The sequence below is a fragment of the Allomuricauda sp. CAU 1633 genome (genome assembly GCF_017313225.1).
Taxonomy (GTDB): Bacteria; Bacteroidota; Bacteroidia; order Flavobacteriales; family Flavobacteriaceae; genus Flagellimonas.
Map to the genome: position 1 here is coordinate 24,323 of NZ_JAFLNE010000006.1, position 18,274 is coordinate 42,596.

An 18,274-nucleotide genomic window follows, 5' to 3' on the forward strand; every position below is an offset into this window, starting at 1 on the left:
AGTATTTTATGTTTTCTTTTCATGCTTTTTGCAATAAGCCGTCTCCAAGTCTTGTTTCTTGTCCCAAAACAGGTTTCCACATTCAATACACTTTCTTCTGCCTTGATGTGCCAAATATTTATAGAGAGTCTTTTTAGAACCAACATCTATTAGTTTCATGATTTCTTCTATGCTCAGTTTGTTGTCCCTGTAATACCGTTCCGCCAACATAGCCTTGTTCAATGACTGTTTACTGAGACCAGGCTTCCGACCAATTTTCAATCCACGCCTTCTTGAGCTTTCCATTCCTGCCCTTGTACGTTCAATAATAATATCTCGTTCCAATTGGGCAACAGATGCAAAAAGGTTGAAGATGAATCTTCCGTGAGGGGAAGTGGTATCAATAAAATTTTCCTGAATGCTTTTGAAGTGGATTCCTTTTTTCTCGAAGTCCTCGATGAGTTTGGTCAAGTGTGAAAGGCTTCTGGCGATTCGGTCCAGTTTCCAGACAACAAGGGTGTCACCTTCCCTCAAAATGGATAAAAGTTCATCGAGTTCCTTTCGTTCAGCTTTTGCTCCTGATGAAATATCGGCATAGATGTTCTTGGGTTTGATTCCTTCCTTAAGAAAGGCATCCACCTGCAAATCGTGTTTCTGTGATTTTGTGCTCACCCTTGCATAACCGAACTTCATCTTAGGGGTAATAAAGGGTATATAAGGTAAACTATTTAAGTGTACCGAAAAAGTAAACTCTTTAGAATCAGTGAACTTGTATTGGATGAAAGTTCAATAAAACGGTAACCTATTTACCCCCCCCCTCCCAAAATTTCTCCTGAGTAAAATTTCCACTGGGGTGCGATGTTTAATTAAAAAACATAAAGTTGTTTCTACCCCATACCCCTTTTTTTAAAAAACAAAAAAATAAATACTATGAATCCTCGATTATTCTTTTTTAATATTTCTTTTATTATTCTTTTATCATGTAGAAATATACAATCCAGTTTGTAGAAATCAACATAGGGAATGTAGATTTCAACTGCTTAAAAACATTTGGCTCCTATCATTGAAAATCTTGTTGCAGTAATGGCTGAACACAGGAAATCCATCAAGCTGCGAATCATAGCTGGAGAAATTATTCAATGCGTGAGGCGTATAGTCCTTTTCATCAAGTAAATTATCAATATAAAACCCAAAGGTCTCCAGAATTGTATCCACGTTATATCTTAATCTTAACAAATTCATTTGATAGAGAGATTTGTTGTTATAATCCAGGTTGGCGTTGAGCGTTAAGTCACTACCATGGTTCAAACTATTGTATACATGCCTACATTCATTGTAAACACTGTCCATTCGTGTTATCAAGGCAAGAGTCATTTCCCTTTCTTCTTCGGATATGGATTTTGAATCCTTAAAATTCAAAGTCCTAACCTCCGAAAGAAATTCTTCGAGGTAAATTCTCCTTATCATATCGCCGGCAAGATTACTGATGAAATCGTAGTTGACATAATAATGGGTCATGTTCAAGGCTCCCCTTCTTTCAATCATCAATCCATAATCCAGAAACTTTGCCCTAATGGTTTCCAGTCTTGACCTTTTGATTCCTATTTCATCAATGATCCTCTTGGTTTGATAGTAAAAGAAATCATCGCCAAAACATTTTTGTTTGACAATCAACCATTCAAAAAAAAGTACTTCATCAATGGAAAATACATTTAGGTTGTACTTCAACAATTTCTTGAAATTAACGGCCAAAGGATGTTTATCCACGGTATTCTTCATAATTAAATTTTATTATAAATTAAGGATTTACCGTTAGGCGTTTGATAGAACTTAAACCATCTTTCAGAAAGTTTTAAACAGTTATGATTTTCAAATGTGCATCGTCTTGAAAGTTTAAGGGGAAATCATTTGTGTAGATGCTCGTCGTGGTCCTTCTCTTGTGCCCGACAATCTGGGCTGTGACCCTTTCATCAATCAACAATTGTTGGGCACGATCAATAAAAGTGTACCTAGCGGATTTGGGTCGTAATTCAATGCTCAAGTCCAACTTCCTGCTAAGTTCCCTCAACCTCCTGCAGAAATTGCCGGAAAACGTCTTATAATTCGAGGAAAGATGTATTGGTACAAAATACGGACAGTCTGGTTTCTTGTATTGCTCCAGAATGGTCCAAGCTTGTTCAGCTATTAGGTTGTTACAAGCGGTCTTGGATCTTCCCTTATCCCTATTAAAGACTATCCGACCATTAATTAGATGCTTATCATATCTGAGCTTTGCCAACACCTCTGGGTCAATGCCGCCTAGATAAAACATTAGCAACCAATAGTTTCTATAGTGGTAAAAACCACTGAATCCGGTATTGTTAGGAATTTCTGACTGAATTAGTTTTAATAAGTCTTGGTGAGAGGCTACCCTTTTTACAGTGTCCGGAATCTCTGTTACCACGCCTTTAAAAGGGTTTGGTTTATTGGACAATCTGTTCCATAGAGCTTTTAAAGAACGTATATAGCTGTCAACACCAGATGGTTTGTTCCCTTGCTTTAACAGTTCATCTCTAAATCCAAGGGCAATTTCATTTGAAACATTAGTAAAGGATGAATATGGATAATATTTATTAAATCTCCTTATTGCACTCCAATCAGTTCCCCTATACCCCTCTTCAAATAAATTCATTGCAGACTGATAGAATGAATCCCTATTTTCATTAAAAACCCAAGTTTTTGCCTCTTCAAATGACAAAGGCCTTTTAGTGGATTCCAAGCTGATTTCATTCAATCTTACTTTTAATGCATTAAGGTAATCAAGTAAAAAATAGTATTGGGGATGCTTTGCCTTTGGTACAGAGCGTTGCGAATTCCAGTCAGAAAGTTCAGTATAGTATCCTGTTCTCCATTCTTTATCCTGGTAATCATGCGACGCATAGACAATAATGGGAAAACCCTTCTTTGTTTTCTTTGATTTTCTTTTATTGACAGTAATTGACAGGTTCATAATGGGTCGGAAATAGGTCGGAAATAATTCTGTTAAGCTACTTATTTATACGGAATTTCGCCCTATAATTGTCTAACAAAAAAGTATAAAAAATGAAAAACCCCCATAAATACTGGGGGTTTCGGGTGGTGATCGCGGAAGGATTCGAACCTTCGACCGTCTGCTTAGAAGGCAGATGCTCTATCCAGCTGAGCTACGCGACCTTAATTCCTCCATCGCGTGGCGAAACTGCCTGTCCCGAACCTGTTTCGGGAAGCTACGCGACCTAAGTTTGCGGGCGCAAAGATATAAAATTGCTTACGTTGAAAAAAGATAAAATTGATTTTGTATTCAAATCCCTTACTTTAAATCTTTTACAAGTAAATTTTTAGTCTCCCAATAGGCATCATCATGAAAACCATATTGGGTCGGATTGTACTCCCCAACTATATCAACGTCTGCATTTTGTGGTGGCTCTTTGCCTAGCATATAATAGACAGAATTCACAAAAAGCCTTCGCACATCTTCATCCAAAAAATCGGTTGCGGCCCCGAGTGTCGATGTCAGCGCTTTGCCTTTTTTCCCGCTTTTCAATTGATAGGAGTTTAGCCAAACAATAGGGGGCATATTTTCATTGGGGTCATAGGTTTTATTATTTGAGCCAGAAACCTTGGCGGCAAGGGAGTCAGTTTCACGCATGCCATACAAAACATCGGCTTCATCAAAGGAACCTGCTCGTTCAATGGACTTACCATATACCAATATTTCGGCATCATCACTAATCGGGGTTCGAACCCCATATACATCTGTTGGCCCCCAAAGAGCTCCATCTTCAATTCCCGTTAAAATGGGGTGGTCTTTTGCACTTTCAGCGAATATTCCCCTAGTGCTTTGCTGTTTATGGTTTCCATGATGCACATACCAAGTTTCACCCAGAATCTGCTTACCAAAGCCCCATTTCCATGCTTCATTATCTCCTTCATAGTTCCATCCATAATGCACAAAAGGATGGGTTTTATCCTCAAAGTTAAACGCATGTGTAGCAGTACGAATACCAATAAGCGGCTTTCCTTGCAAAAGATATTCCTCAACATAGCGCATCTGCTTTTCTGGAAGTTCCCTAAATCGGGTAAACCAAATGACCAAGTCAGCTTTGTTTAATTGCTCCAATCCGGGAATATTGAAACGATGATTAGGATTTACAATTCCAGGTTTGGTTGAATCTTGCGCAAATAACACCATACAATCGAAACCATGTTTTTGACTTAAAATTTTGGCCAGTTGCGGCAGTAGTTCTTCAGAGCGATATTCTTCATCACCGGAAACCAGCACTATCTTTTTTGATGTTTTCTGGTCCCCTCCGCTTTTGAACGACAGGAAGGTTTCTATTTTGGCTTCCAACGGTTCATTATTTGTTTCGGCTTTGCTCCGTTCCTTGCAGGACATTGAAACGACCAATGCCAACCCTATAATCCAAAGTTTCTTCATGGCTCCCATTAGTTTACCAAGGCTTTGCCTTCTACTTTTTTATGTGGATGTGCTTTCAACAATTCTTCGGCGGTATAAAACCCTTGTTTATCCTTGATTTCCTCTCGTACCGTTTTAACCTTTTCTGGGCTAATGACCGAAGTTCTGTTACTGAAAGAATTTCTAATATAGGTCAGTACTGCTGCGACTTCTTCATCGTTCAACATGCCACCAAAAGGAGTCATGGGAACTTGACCATCGTATTGAAGATTTTGAACTTCCATAGGTCCCATGATGCCATTCAAGGTTATTTTAATTAGCCTTTCCTCACTTTCAACCACCCATTTTGATTGTCGTAATGGCGGATATCCAGTTGCTGCCAGACCCTCACCATTCTTTTGATGGCAGGTAATACAAAATCCCTCCCGTTCGTATATTTCCTTTCCTTTTAGATATACTTCGCGGTCCGCTCCTTCTAAATGGGTGAAGACTTCTTCGGTTTTTGGGGCAAGATTCTCCCCTTTCACATGTGCAATGGCACGCTCGTATGGAACATTGAGCCATTCATCCATAGGTTGGTCACCAACCTTTTTCAAAATCTCCAGAGCATCCTCTTTTGGCATCCATGATGCTGCTACCAAAGTTTCCATTCTTACACGACTATTCCCATCTTCAGCCATTTTAAGCAAAAGTTCTTTCTGGTCATTGATTTGGTGTCCCGCATAACCCAAAACATGAACAGCAGCCGCACGTACTCGATAGTCCGTGGCTCCAAGTAAGCGGTTTAGTACATCTGAATTGATTTTGTTAGCACCCCAGCTTACCCACAAAGCTTCCAGAAGATGGTGCTCATAGCCTTCATCGGATTCATCCAAATTCGACACCCAATTTTCAATGGCCTTAGTAACCTCATCTGCGTTACGCCCTCGCAGCTCTCTCCTAGTTCTATACCTTGTTCGATATTCTGGTAGTTTTAAATTATTGAGCAGGGTTTCTACAGGAGCTCCATCAATAACCGCAGGCTCTACCAAGGGTCTATCGGGGTAAGTAACTCTATATATTCTACCATGCACATGGTCTCGAAGGGGGTCTCTGGCATTATGTTGCATATGCCCAATCAATACATTGTGCCAATCCACCAAATACAATGAGCCATCTGGGGCAAACTCCATATCAACGGGTCTAAAGTTTTTGTCCGAACCCTCAATCAAGTCTTGTCTTTTTTCCAATTTGTAACCACTTCCGGTGTCCGTAATTTTATGTTGACGCATTCCCAGAAACCCAATGGTGTTATTCAAGAGCAAATCTCCTTGGACTTCATCCGGAAAATGTCTGCTGGAAATAAACTCCAATCCTGAAGTGGGCCGTACCATATCTTCTTGTCTGAGAAGACTGGGGCCACGATCATTAAATTGTCCATATCGATTTTTAATACTGCCCGGTAACATCCATCGTACCTCAGGGCCCGATGTTTCCAGAAAAAAGGGTTGTCCCCAGCGATCAAAAGCAGTTCCCCATGGATTAGGAATGGAAACTTGGGCTACACGTTGCAATTTCTTCTGCTGTGGACTGTATCTATAAAAACCTCCATTTGTTGCCCGAACGGGCCCATATGGGGTTTCTACATTGGTATGTAAAAACACACCCTCTCCCATTAGTATTGCTCCGGATGGGTCTGCACAAAAAGCGCTGATCACATGATGGGTATCATGGTCGTCAAAACCACTTAGCACAATTTCTGTTTTATCTGCATGGTCATCCCCATCAGTATCTATCAATAATTTTAGATTGGTTCCTTGAGAGACATAAACTCCTTCGGGGGCAAGTTCAAATCCAGCTGGAATATGCAGGCCTTCAGCAAAAATTGTTTGTTTATCGGCTTTATGGTCCCCATCGGTATCTTCAAGGATCAAAAGCTTGTCATTTGGTTTGGGGTCACCCGGTTTATAGTGCGGATAGGTCGGCATCACCGCCACCCATAAGCGCCCTTTATTGTCAAATGAGAGTTGTGCAGGGTTTGCCAAATCAGGGAAATCTTCCTCTGAGGCAAACAGTTCAATTTTGTAACCATCTGCCATTTTTAGCGTCTTCAACGATTCTTCTCCATATAAATATTTAGCTTCTCCCCTACCATAGTCCCCGTTGGTGAAATTGGTTTCGACTTTGGGCAATTTGTGGGTTCTGGCATCGGCTACTGCCAAATCATACGATTCACCTTTAGCTGCACTCCAAATGGCTGTATCGCGAATTGCGGTCATTTCCCGTTTCTTTTTTATCTCATCAGGATAGTTTTCAGGGCCAAAAGGATTGTACCTACGCCCGAAAACATGTACTCCGTTGGGGCTTTTGTAATCGTCGTGCCAGAACCAATTCTTTTCTAAAACCGCTTGTTTTACCAATTCTCGGTTTTCTTCCATGGTCTTCTGGCCTTCCCCAAACACCATATCCACCAAAAGCTTGGAAAACTTCTTATATCCCTTATCGTTCAACTGAAAACCATCAATGGTATAGATTTCATCACTGGCAAACCACTCTTTTGTGGGGTGAAAAACATCTACAAATCCTACGTTGCTTTTTTCGGCCACTTCTTTCATGGCCTGAGTGTACATTTCTAGATTCTGGTTTTCCACTTCCCCATTGGGCAAGTCAAAATCGTTGGACCTATCCTCAAAAGCAATTGGGGATACCAAAATAAGCTCTGGGGCTGTTAATCCATTGTATTTTTGATTTAGGGAATGATCCACAAAATCAGATAATTCTTCTTTGAATGCTTGCAAGCCCTCTGCTCCATTGAATGACTCATTGTACCCAAAAAATGCCAAGATCTTATCCGCTTTAAGTCTTGTCAGCCATTGGTCTGGTGTTTCAAAATGACCTTGACTGTTTGAAAAGTTCGCCAATTCATCTTGATACTTTTCTGCCCCTGGAAATGCCCAAGGGGAAAACCTACCTGAATGCGCCCTGAAACCTGGGGTATCCCCTCCATCGCACATGTTTCTGATGTATAATTGTTTTTCAGCATTTCTAAGATGCATCTCAGTCTCAAAATGGCCAAAGTTCATCATACGAGAACCAAGGTTATTTCCTATAAGAACTATATGCTCACCTTCATCAATAACAAGGTTCAAAGAATCTACTTTCTCTTTACATCCGAAGAAAACAAAGGATAGGAACAACAAGGAATAGCTTAGGCTACTGACAATCTTCATTTGGTATTTAAGTGGTTTGTTTTATAAAATAAGATAGCCCTGCTTGGCAGGGCTGTGACTTAAAAATTGTACTACTGATTATTCAAATCCGTGTTTGGCTAGGCCTTTACGACTGATCTTTATAGCCTCCAACGGTTTTAGGCCGTCAAAGGTTTGGTCTTGTTCCACAAAATAGTAGAGCATACCAGACTCTTCTTTTTCTGCCAATATTTTTGCAAAATCGATTGAACCCTGTCCAACTGGAGCAAAACGACCCTCATCATCCATATCCTTTACGTGCCAAGCTTTAAATCGACCTGGATACTTTTCAAAGTAGGCCAGTGGGTCAGCTTCTGCCTTGGTCACCCAGTATAAATCCATTTGAAAGTTTACATACTTTGGGTCAGTGTTTTCCAATAAATAGTTAATAGGAGCAATCCCTTCCTCATTCTTTTTGAATTCAAAATCGTGGTTATGATACAACAATTTTAAACCGACAGCCTCACATTTTTTTCCCATTTCGGTAAGGATTTCCGCTAAATTGGCGGCAGTACCCTTCATGCCCATAGTCCTATTTTCAACGTTAAAGGTGAAAAGTCCCATTGGAGGGACGGGAATGGTAAAATATTCAAAGCCAGCCGCTTTTACAGCTTTGATTTCGTCATCGATATTATCCAAAGTAGCAGACCCTTGATGAGTACTTACGGGTTTTAGCCCTAAACTTTTCAGATAGGCCTTAAAGTCCTCTGGGGTCATCCCATAGAATTTCCCATCACTATATCCAGCCGCCTCAATATAGGCATAGCCAGCATCAGCCACTTTTTTAAGCGTTGTTTTGGCATCTTCTCCCATATTGTCCCTTACGGTATAGAGTGCTAGACCGCCATAGTTCTCCTGAGCGGAAATTGCAATTGTACATAGTGCCAAAAAAAGAGTGAAAATTCCTTTTGTAGTTAAAATCCTGTTCATTGTTATGGTTTGTAGTTAATTGTAGTCTTAATATGGTGACAATATACTGTTTTCCTAGCGATATCCTTTGGTATAAATGCTTCGGTTTGTTGTAGTCAACCCGCCCAACACGCCTTCTCTGGTGGTTTCCACAATCAATCTTGGTTCCCATGGGGTTTGGGTCGGTGGTTCCAGCCAAAGGGTTTGGGTAATCTTACCTTCCAGCCAATTGCCATTTTTAGGATTCTTGAAAGGATGGATTGTTACAATTTCCAACTTATTGCCCTTCCATGCTGCTGTTGATGTTGGCACTATATTGAACCGCCCTATATTCACCTTGTTCTCCGTTTTGGAACCATCCAAGGCATACTGGTACTTGACCAAAGGCTGAATTTCCCTTGGTATAAAGACCACTCGTTCCACGTTCAGCTGATTTGGGGTTTGTTGAATTGAAATCTGATCGCCCCAGCCACTGCCCAAATCCGGGACTTTGGGTGTATCCACTCTATTGATTACCGATACAGTATGAAGTACGGTGGTCGACCAAGTTCCAGAAAAATCTGGATTTTCCATAGCCGGGGAGCGTTCACCAATACCTCCCCTATCCGTTCGAGTATAAATTTCCACAGGTTTTCCAGAACCTACAGGAGCCGGGGTATAGGGTTCTGCTTCGTTGGCGCTTTCGGGGACTCTTGGGTATTTTACCAAGGAATCCTCATAATCCTTGACAATACTGTCCATTATTCCAATTACCCATGGATAGTAATCCTTCATATCGGTTTCCTCTCTCGGATCCACCTGTAAATCAAATAAGCGTACCAGATTATCGGGATTAGGATCTGGAATTTCTGTTTTAAAGTTGTACCACAATTTCCAATCGTGCCACTTTACCGCCATCACATTGCCAAATCCATTCATGAAAAGAACACTCTCCCGATTTGAATTTTTATGCTTTCCCTCAAAAAAAGGCAGTTGGTCCACACCATCCATGGCCCGGTCTTTAGGAACAATTTCAGGTGCATTGGCCGCAGCAGCTAAAGTTGCGAACAAATCCACTTGGTGCACCAAATCGTTGGAGACTTGCCCAGGTTTGATTCGGCCTGGCCAACGAATAACACAAGGTGTCCGTACTCCTCCCTCCATAGCTGAGTTATAGAACCCCCGCCATGAACCCGGATTGCCGCGCCATGGCCTTCGCATCTCCGCACCATTGTCAGTACACCAGATGACCAACGTATTGTCTTCAATACCCAGCCGTTTTAATTCTGAGAGGATAAGTCCCACGTTATAGTCCACATCAGCCATGGAATCGCCCATATCCCCCGCACCCGTTTCCCCAATTTTGTCTGGGTGTGGTAACGTAGGGAAGTGCAATTGGGTCATGGGATAATACACAAAGAAAGGCTTTCCCTCTTGCACGTTCTTTTGCATGAAAGCTATGCTTCGTTCTGCCGCTTCCCGGTCTATAGTGCGTCTGTTTTCTAGATTGAACGGTTTCACCTTTTTGGAAGGAGACCCTATTTTCCCTTCCCAGATATAGGGAACGGGGTGTGTGTTTTCATCAAAACCTTCCATGGATGAAAACTGGGCAACATGACTGGTTCCTGGGATACCATACCATTCATCAAAACCTTGGTGCATGGGTTCACGAACCCCCTGCCAGTTTGGTCCCCCCACATCATATTTTCCGAAGAGACCGGTAGCATACCCAACAGATTTTAATCCTTCGGCTATGGTCTTCTCCCATAATGGAATGCCTTTAAAGTAATTCTCACCGGTTCTAGTGGCATATCTTCCGGTTAAAATGGCAATCCGAGAAGGAACACAGGTATACTCCACATTAAAATTGGTCAATCGTATCCCTTCTTCTCCAATTCTGTCAATATTTGGGGTTGGTACACCTCTCACACCACCATACGCCCCTACTTCACCCATGCCGAGATTATCTGGAAAAATCAATACAATATTGGGCCGTTCCTGCGCTTTAAGGGAAGTCCCGATTAGGAATAAAATAAATAAAATCTGGAAACATGCACTTTTCATAAGGCTTTGGTTATCAGGATGGACAATTACTTTAGTAAAGTATTAAATTCTCCTGATTTTGGAGGTGAAAATGGCAAATTATTGGAAATAAAAAAACACCGCCAACAATTAGTTGACAGTGCCTTTAGTTGAAAAAAGTTATGAAATTCTAAGCTTCCTTAATGACCAAGGAAACATTTACTTTTATATCATTGTCCACTTTTATCATGCCCAAAGCTTTGCGGGGCGGTTCCAGACCAAAGTCGCTCAAACGGAGTTCCAAAGTACCGTTAACGCAGATGTTCTTTTGATCCTCACATTTTAGGTTTGCTTTGTATTGACGAGTAACTCCTGCTATGATGATTTCCATCCCAACGCCAATTTCTTTGGTTTCCGGTTTTGGAGGTTCAACATACAAAAGGCGCAATTCCACTTGGGGATGCGATTCGGTCTTGAGTAACTCTCTAAAATCTTTATTGATCATTTTTCCGCCACAGTCAAAACAATCATTGGCCAACTCCAATTTTGCATTCTGAAAAAGAATGCGATCATCCCGCTCATCATATACCATTCGGATGGGCAATTCAAGCTGCTGCAAATTGTATTTACAATTGAACGAATTGATGTTGGTTGTTCCTGAGATGACCACTTCACTTTCGGAAGCAACAGCAACCTTCATCTCCCGTTCGGGGTCTGAAAAACCCATGGCCACCAAAAAAATGGACGCGGCCAAAAAACTCTTGATGCTATGTGGAACTAAAGGTAACATGATAACTAAATATACAATTTTTTAAATGCAAGACCTAGGACTTTGGTCAACCTTCCATCCTAGGTCTATACAATCAGTTTGATTTAGAAGCTGATCACGGCTTCAAGAAGAACGCCATTAAATTGCCCTTCATTAAAGATACTTGTGGGGTCATATCCATCGTACTGTTGGTTGACATATTCAATCTTGGTTAATATGTTCTTGGTCAAGAATACCCCGCCTCCCAGTTGGAATCTGTCAATAGTTACTTCAGAACCTGATGGGTCATCAGAAGTTACAGTGTTGTACCGGGTACCGAGATAAAAGTTTTCATTGTTTCCGAATCGATAGATCAATTCACCAGCCAATTGGGTAGCATTCCTGTCATCAGTCTCAGCATCGGTCTTACCTGAAGCAGTTTCAAAGGTTCCAAAGAACTCCAATCCTTTCCATTTTACAAATGGATTGATCATGAAGGCAGTAATCTCGTTGTTGAATCCTGGATTGTATCTACCTGATCTAAAATTGCTGGTTGCTGAAGCATCTACATCTTCCATCACCAAATAATATCTAGATCCTGCGCGGTCAGCACTATAGAGATAGACCCTAGCAGATTTTGAGGTGGAATACATGGATCCTGTCAATCTAAATCTCAGGTCATCACTTAATTGTTTGTCATAACCCAACTTGGCCAAGATTGATACTCCAGTAGTTCCCGGATTGTTAACAGCTTGGTTCAATTTACCATTGGATAGCCCAAACATTCCAATAAATCCATTGTTTCTATAGTATACCTCTCCACCAACTTCTGTAGTAAATGCATCCATAATTAAGTTGCCCACAAAAGGGTTGTGCATAGCTTGGGAGTTGTCACTTCTTCTAAAGTGGGTATCACCATAGTTATTCTCCATGTGACCTACTTTAATGGTCAAATACTTCATGGCTTCTTCCAAAAACCCAGGGCTGATAAAGTCCAAGTTATCAACTTGAAAATACCCTCCTTTTACATAAGGTTCTGGGTGGTGGCGAGAAGACAAATAGGTTCTTAAGTGCATACGAACCCCTTTGGCCAAGGCTACATCCAAATCCAAGTTAGCGGTAGCAAGGTTAAAGTTGTCACCTATTTCGATTAGTTCAACAGCACCGGAATTCTCATGATCCAAAGCTTGAAACTGTAAGGTAGATGAACCTCCCACTCTTACTTTTACACCATCAAAGGTGCTTACTGTATCCTTGGGAGCTTCAAAAACATTGACTCCATTCTTATCGGGTGATCTAAAGTTGTCCAGTTGACGACTCTGTGAATACCCCAGTACACCTGCTAAAAACGCAGTTACCATTAATCCGTGTTTTACATATTTTCTCATCGTTGTAGATTTATTAGTTGAGTATTAAAAATTTAATTATTTCCAAACTGTGTTATAGTGAATCTCTATTTCATCACCTGTGGTAATTGTTCCCAAAAGTGCTTTTGGAGGTTCAATGTTGTAATCTGTCATTTTTAAGGGTTTCTTTCCCTCTAACAATACCTTACCATTAGTAATGGTTAAATTAAAAGGAAGGTCTATGGTATTGGTGGTCCCTGAAATGGTCAAGCTTCCGGTAGCAACAACCTTATATTTGTTGGCTGTGGACACTACTGGCGAAATGCTTTTTACTTGCTTCATCTCAAATACAATTTGCTTGTAGTCGTCTGTATTGAGCGCTTTGTATGTATTCTTGTCCATAGCTCCCTTTCCACTCTTCAAACTTTCCGCTTCAACTGTAAATTTTAGGGAATTGATTTTTGGTAGTTCACCTGAATTGTCCAAAGAGATGGAACCCGATTTTTGTTCGGCGACTTCTTCCCAATCATGAAGTGTGGAAGTTCCCGTCACCGTAAGCTCTCCCTCACTATTGTTCAAGGTATAGCTCTGGGCAGAGATTGTTATGGGTAGCAGGCTCAATGCCATTACTAGGACAGCTATCCGAAGTGAAAACTGACGATATTTATTGTGTGATTGCATAATATTTGGTTTTTTAAATCGAGACAAAGTTCACACACGAAGTTTTCCTAAAAGATGATAAATGTCAGTGTTTTCCTAAATTGTTGGTTTTTACTGATCTATGTCATGAAAATCTTATAGATGTTTGATTTACAACACATTACACATTACTGTTTACGATGTCACCATAAAAACAGTCAATAAATAGCATCAAATACCATTGTTTTCCTTTTTGCAGCACCTTGAATTTAAACCTAGCAAAGGTCAATATGCAAAACCCTGATTTTTATCATGTTCTGTGGTTTGCATAGCTGCTACTTTTACATATAGATTTCTAACACCAAGTACAATCATAATAGATAAACAATGGAAACACTTACTGATAATAACCTCAGCGTGTACACCTTCGGCAATAAAAAAGCAGATGGAAGTCGCAAAATGAAAAATCTATTGGGAGGCAAGGGGGCCAATTTGGCGGAAATGAGTCGCATTGGTATTCCTGTACCCCCAGGGTTTACCATTACCACTGAAATTTGCACACAGTACAATGAAGATGGCAAAGAGGCTGTCATTGAACATATTGAGCCTGAAGTACGTAACGCTATCAATAATATAGAGGAAACCATGGGAGCCATTTTTGGCGATGATGACAATCCCTTATTAATTTCTGTCCGTTCCGGAGCGCGGGTCTCCATGCCTGGGATGATGGACACCGTTCTCAACCTTGGATTAAATGATGAGTCCATTAAAGGCGTCATTAAAATGACAGGCAACGAGCGTTTTGCATGGGATTCCTATCGAAGATTCATACAGATGTACAGTAGCGTGGTCATGGGCCTTAAACCAGAAACCAAGGAAGATTTGGACCCTTTTGAAGAAATTATTGAACACTTAAAGGATAAACGAAGAATTGAGCACGATACCCAATTTACCGTCCAGGACCTTCAAGATTTAGTATACGACTTTAAGGATATCGTTAAAAAAAGAACTGGGAAACCCTTCCCCACCAATCCATGGGACCAACTGTGGGGCGCTATTTTGGCTGTTTTTGATAGCTGGAATGGTGACCGAGCCATTTATTATAGAAAAATGCATGGTTATCCCGAAGATTGGGGTACCGCTGTAAACGTTCAGGCCATGGTATTTGGTAATATGGGTGAAGATTCCGGGACCGGGGTTTGCTTTACCCGGGATGCCGGAACCGGTGAAAATGTGTTCAACGGAGAATACCTCATCAATGCCCAAGGTGAGGATGTGGTTGCCGGGGTACGTACTCCACAACAAATCACCTTATTGGGTTCACAGCGATGGGGTAAACTTGCCCAAGTAGATGAGGAAGAACGAAAAGAAAAATATCCTTCCTTGGAAGAATTGATGCCAAAAATCTATAAGGAACTGTTCGAATATCAGAACAAACTGGAGACCCACTATCAGGACATGCAAGATATGGAGTTCACCATTCAACAAGGTAAACTCTGGATTCTTCAAACCCGAAATGGAAAACGAACCGGTGCAGCCATGGTAAAAATTGCCATGGATCTATTAAAAGAAGGCCTTATTGATGAAAAAACTGCTTTAAATCGCATCGAGCCCCACAAATTGGATGAATTGCTTCACCCTATTTTCGACCCAGATGCTCTAAAAGAAGCTGAAGTGGTCGCTCAAGGGCTACCAGCTTCTCCCGGTGCTGCAACAGGACAAATCGTTTTCTTTGCTGATGAGGCTGAAAAGTATAAAAACAGTATCCTTGTCCGTATTGAAACTTCTCCAGAAGATGTGGAAGGTATGAACATTGCCAAAGGTATTGTAACTGCTCGTGGGGGTATGACCTCTCACGCTGCGGTTGTGGCCAGAGGTATTGGCAAATGCTGTGTGTCTGGAGCTGGAGCTTTAAAAATCAATTATAAAACCAGAACCCTGAAGGTTGACGACCACGAATACCACGAAGGCGATTGGATTTCCATCAATGGTTCCACCGGAAATATTTTGGAAGGAAAAGTCGCTACTAAAGAGCCTGAGCTAACTGGTGAGTTCGCTGAGTTGATGAAACTCTCCGACGCTTATGCCCAAATGGAAGTCCGCACCAATGCAGACACGCCAAAAGATGCAGAGATTGCCCGAAGCTTTGGAGCTACCGGTATTGGTCTTACCCGTACCGAGCATATGTTCTTTGAGGTGGACCGAATTAAGGCGATGCGCGAAATGATTTTGGCCGATACCATAAAGGGTAGAAAACAAGCTTTGAAGGAACTGCTTCCCATGCAGCGTAGCGATTTTGAAGGCATCTTCCGAGCCATGAAAGGATATCCCGTGACCGTTCGGTTGTTGGACCCTCCATTGCATGAGTTTGTGCCTCACCAATTGGCCACTCAAAAAGAATTGGCCGAGGATTTGCACATCTCGCTATCCTCGGTAAAAACAAAAGTGGCCGAATTGGAAGAATTCAACCCTATGTTGGGACACCGTGGATGTCGTTTGGGAAATACCTATCCTGAAATCACCGAAATGCAGACCCAAGCCATTTTGGAAGCCGCCTTGAACTTGAAAAAAGAAGGTATCGATACCAAACCAGAGATTATGGTTCCCTTGGTGGGCACCGTTGAAGAGTTCATTCAGCAAAAAGCCATAATTGACCAAACTGCAGAAGAGGTGTTCAAAAAACGTAAAGATTCTGTTGAATATTCCGTTGGTACCATGATGGAGACCCCAAGGGCGACCTTGGTGGCCGATGAAATTGCCAAACATGCCGATTTCTTCTCCTTCGGAACCAATGACCTAACCCAAATGACCTTTGGTTATTCAAGGGATGATTCAGGTAAATTCTTGCCTGTCTACCTTGAAAAAGGAATCTTAAAGGCCGATCCTTTTGAGATTCTTGACCAAGAAGGTGTTGGACAACTCATTGAACTAGGTACCCAAAGGGGTAGAGAAAGCCACCCTGGCCTTAAGGTAGGCATCTGTGGGGAGCATGGTGGCGAACCCAGCTCTGTAGGTTTCTGCCAAAAAGTGGGCATGAACTATGTGAGCTGCTCACCCTTTAGGGTGCCTATTGCTAGAGTTGCCGCAGCACAAGCAGCTTTAAATGAGAATTGACCAATCGACTTTTACTTGGTTGAATCCCCGGTTTTGAAAGAATTAAAAAGCCGGGGATTCTTTTGTTTATGGTGGGAATGGACTATCTTAAACCTTTAAAAATCAACCACCATGACCAAATTCTTCGCTCTCTTTTTTAGTTGTTTTCTATTCTTGATTTCCTGCGGTCCAACTGATAGTTCAAAATACAATATCGCGGTAAGTTTTGATGAATCCGCAAGTTCTGAAAATAATGATGGTAGATTGCTATTGATGCTTTCCACAGACGATAGTAAAGAACCCCGTTTTCAAATCAATGATGGCCTAAATACACAACTCATCTTTGGTATGAATGTGGATGGTATGGCTCCCGGCGAATCCATCGTTTTTGATGAATCCATTTTTGGATACCCCTATTCCAGTTTAAGCGAGGTACCTCCTGGGGAATATCATGCTCAAGCGCTTTTGCATGTGTATGAAACCTTCGACTTATCCACGGGGCATACCGTAAAACTGCCCATGGACAATGGAGAAGGGCAGCGTTGGAATATTTCCCCCGGCAATTTATACAGCAAACCTTTTAAAATAACCGTTGGTGAAAATGGGATTGAGAACGTTTCTTTAGTGATGGACCAAGAAATTCCGCCAATTCCAGAGCCAGAGGATACGGAATGGATAAAACACATCAAGGTGAAATCCGAAAAATTATCGGAATTCTACGGAAGGGATATCTATTTGGGAGCTCATGTATTGTTGCCCAAAGGTTTTGATGAGCATCCCGAGGCAAAATATCCACTGATGGTCTTCCATGGGCATTTCCCAAGTGACTTTGGTGGCTTCCGCACTACCCCACCAGACCCCAACTTGGAACCGGAGTATTCTGCGCGATTTGATTTGGACGGTTACAACATCATACAACAACAAGAAGCCTACGATTTTTACCAACGATGGAATGAACCGGACTTCCCTCGTTTTCTTATTATTGAAATTCAACACCCTACCCCCTACTATGATGATTCCTATGCGGTCAATTCTGCAAGTCAAGGACCATACGGGGATGCTATTACCTACGAATTGATACCTGAAATAGAAAAGCAATTCCGAGGCATGGGTGAAGGTTGGTCCCGTTTCTTGTATGGAGGTTCCACTGGAGGCTGGGAAGCCCTGGCCGTGCAGGTAAAATATCCTGAAGAATACAATGGCTGTTTTGCTGCCTGCCCAGACCCCATCGATTTTAGGGCGTATTGCCTCACCAATATTTATGAGGATGATAATGCGTATTACTATGATGCCCCACACAAAAAATTGGAGGTGCCAGCACATCGAAATTATCTGGGCGACATTCAATCCACCTTACGGCAAGGCAACCATTTAGAGCTGGTTTTGGGCGACAAATCCCGATCAGGGCAACAATGGGATATTTGGGAGGCCACCTACTCACCCCAAGGTGATGATGGCTATCCAGTTCGAATCTGGGACAAAATGACCGGAGATATTGACCACGAGGTGGCCGAATATTGGAAGGAAAATTACGACTTGCGCCATATCCTAGAGCGTGATTGGGACAAATTGGGCCCACAATTACGAGGCAAAATCCATATTTACTGTGGTGATATGGACAACTACTACCTCAATAACGCCGTCTATTTAATGGAAGATTTTTTGGAAAGTACCACAGAGCCCTATTATGAGGGCGAAGTATTGTATGGTGACCGTGCAGAACACTGCTGGAACGGCGACCCAAATGAGCCCAATGCCATCAGTCGGTTACGGTACAATTCCATGTACGTACCAAAAATCATGGAACGGATAGCCAAAAGCGCACCCCAAGGCGCCGATTTAAAGAGTTGGAGATACCAATAGGAGGCTTCAATTATTCGGAAAATAAGGCAAGTGC

At 41.7% G+C, this 18,274-nt stretch carries 12 protein-coding genes and 1 tRNA gene; 2 read left to right on the plus strand and 11 right to left on the minus strand.

Translation table 11 applies throughout. The features are described from left to right. Positions 1 to 6: 6 nt before the first annotated feature. The 11 genes from J0X14_RS15305 to J0X14_RS15355 all read right to left on the minus strand — a co-directional run bounded on the left by J0X14_RS15305 (position 7) and on the right by J0X14_RS15355 (position 13,326). Positions 7 to 672, minus strand: coding sequence for a recombinase family protein (locus J0X14_RS15305; RefSeq protein ID WP_207098688.1), 666 nt, complete (start codon positions 670 to 672; stop codon positions 7 to 9). Between the two features lie 339 nt (positions 673 to 1,011). Then, a complete protein-coding gene (locus tag J0X14_RS15310; RefSeq protein WP_207098689.1) occupies positions 1,012 to 1,758 on the minus strand; it encodes a hypothetical protein in 747 nt (248 codons plus the stop codon). Between the two features lie 73 nt (positions 1,759 to 1,831). After that, positions 1,832 to 2,968, minus strand: coding sequence for a site-specific integrase (locus J0X14_RS15315; protein ID WP_207098690.1), 1,137 nt, complete (start codon positions 2,966 to 2,968; stop codon positions 1,832 to 1,834). A gap of 126 nt (positions 2,969 to 3,094) precedes the next feature. Next, positions 3,095 to 3,171 (minus strand) — tRNA-Arg (locus J0X14_RS15320). 136 nt (positions 3,172 to 3,307) lie between these two features. Continuing rightward, on the minus strand, positions 3,308 to 4,435 hold the full coding sequence (locus J0X14_RS15325) for a ThuA domain-containing protein (RefSeq protein WP_207098691.1): 1,128 nt from the start codon (positions 4,433 to 4,435) through the stop codon (positions 3,308 to 3,310). 8 nt (positions 4,436 to 4,443) lie between these two features. Next, the gene (locus tag J0X14_RS15330) at positions 4,444 to 7,623 is read right to left on the minus strand and encodes a PVC-type heme-binding CxxCH protein (RefSeq protein WP_207098692.1); all 3,180 of its coding nucleotides are present in this window, start codon (positions 7,621 to 7,623) and stop codon (positions 4,444 to 4,446) included. Positions 7,624 to 7,701: 78 nt separating this feature from the next. Next, positions 7,702 to 8,571, minus strand: coding sequence for a sugar phosphate isomerase/epimerase family protein (locus J0X14_RS15335; RefSeq protein WP_207098693.1), 870 nt, complete (start codon positions 8,569 to 8,571; stop codon positions 7,702 to 7,704). Positions 8,572 to 8,625: 54 nt separating this feature from the next. After that, positions 8,626 to 10,593, minus strand: a complete 1,968-nt coding sequence (locus J0X14_RS15340) for a sulfatase-like hydrolase/transferase (RefSeq protein WP_207098694.1) — start codon at positions 10,591 to 10,593, stop codon at positions 8,626 to 8,628. Between the two features lie 148 nt (positions 10,594 to 10,741). Further along, positions 10,742 to 11,341: a YceI family protein gene (locus tag J0X14_RS15345; protein WP_207098695.1), complete on the minus strand. Its 600-nt coding sequence runs from the start codon at positions 11,339 to 11,341 to the stop codon at positions 10,742 to 10,744. Positions 11,342 to 11,424: 83 nt separating this feature from the next. Then, positions 11,425 to 12,687 carry a hypothetical protein gene (locus J0X14_RS15350; RefSeq protein WP_207098696.1) on the minus strand — a complete coding sequence of 421 codons (1,263 nt, stop codon included), beginning with the start codon at positions 12,685 to 12,687 and terminating at the stop codon, positions 11,425 to 11,427. Between the two features lie 36 nt (positions 12,688 to 12,723). Further along, a complete protein-coding gene (locus J0X14_RS15355) occupies positions 12,724 to 13,326 on the minus strand; it encodes a YceI family protein (protein WP_207098697.1) in 603 nt (200 codons plus the stop codon). 345 nt (positions 13,327 to 13,671) lie between these two features. Between J0X14_RS15355 and ppdK the strand changes: the two genes are divergently transcribed. Next, positions 13,672 to 16,398: a pyruvate, phosphate dikinase gene (gene ppdK / locus J0X14_RS15360; protein ID WP_207098698.1), complete on the plus strand. Its 2,727-nt coding sequence runs from the start codon at positions 13,672 to 13,674 to the stop codon at positions 16,396 to 16,398. Positions 16,399 to 16,509: 111 nt separating this feature from the next. Next, the gene (locus J0X14_RS15365) at positions 16,510 to 18,240 is read left to right on the plus strand and encodes an alpha/beta hydrolase-fold protein (RefSeq protein WP_207098699.1); all 1,731 of its coding nucleotides are present in this window, start codon (positions 16,510 to 16,512) and stop codon (positions 18,238 to 18,240) included. Positions 18,241 to 18,274: the final 34 nt, after the last annotated feature.

What these genes read in the sequence shown, in the direction of transcription:
- J0X14_RS15305 (WP_207098688.1), bottom strand. Translation starts at nt 672, where the DNA reads ATGAAGTTCGGTTATGCAAGGGTGAGCACAAAATCACAGAAACACGAT.
- J0X14_RS15310 (WP_207098689.1), bottom strand. Translation starts at nt 1,758, where the DNA reads ATGAAGAATACCGTGGATAAACATCCTTTGGCCGTTAATTTCAAGAAA.
- J0X14_RS15315 (WP_207098690.1), bottom strand. Translation starts at nt 2,968, where the DNA reads ATGAACCTGTCAATTACTGTCAATAAAAGAAAATCAAAGAAAACAAAG.
- J0X14_RS15325 (WP_207098691.1), bottom strand. Translation starts at nt 4,435, where the DNA reads ATGAAGAAACTTTGGATTATAGGGTTGGCATTGGTCGTTTCAATGTCC.
- J0X14_RS15330 (WP_207098692.1), bottom strand. Translation starts at nt 7,623, where the DNA reads ATGAAGATTGTCAGTAGCCTAAGCTATTCCTTGTTGTTCCTATCCTTT.
- J0X14_RS15335 (WP_207098693.1), bottom strand. Translation starts at nt 8,571, where the DNA reads ATGAACAGGATTTTAACTACAAAAGGAATTTTCACTCTTTTTTTGGCA.
- J0X14_RS15340 (WP_207098694.1), bottom strand. Translation starts at nt 10,593, where the DNA reads ATGAAAAGTGCATGTTTCCAGATTTTATTTATTTTATTCCTAATCGGG.
- J0X14_RS15345 (WP_207098695.1), bottom strand. Translation starts at nt 11,341, where the DNA reads ATGTTACCTTTAGTTCCACATAGCATCAAGAGTTTTTTGGCCGCGTCC.
- J0X14_RS15350 (WP_207098696.1), bottom strand. Translation starts at nt 12,687, where the DNA reads ATGAGAAAATATGTAAAACACGGATTAATGGTAACTGCGTTTTTAGCA.
- J0X14_RS15355 (WP_207098697.1), bottom strand. Translation starts at nt 13,326, where the DNA reads ATGCAATCACACAATAAATATCGTCAGTTTTCACTTCGGATAGCTGTC.
- ppdK (WP_207098698.1), top strand. Translation starts at nt 13,672, where the DNA reads ATGGAAACACTTACTGATAATAACCTCAGCGTGTACACCTTCGGCAAT.
- J0X14_RS15365 (WP_207098699.1), top strand. Translation starts at nt 16,510, where the DNA reads ATGACCAAATTCTTCGCTCTCTTTTTTAGTTGTTTTCTATTCTTGATT.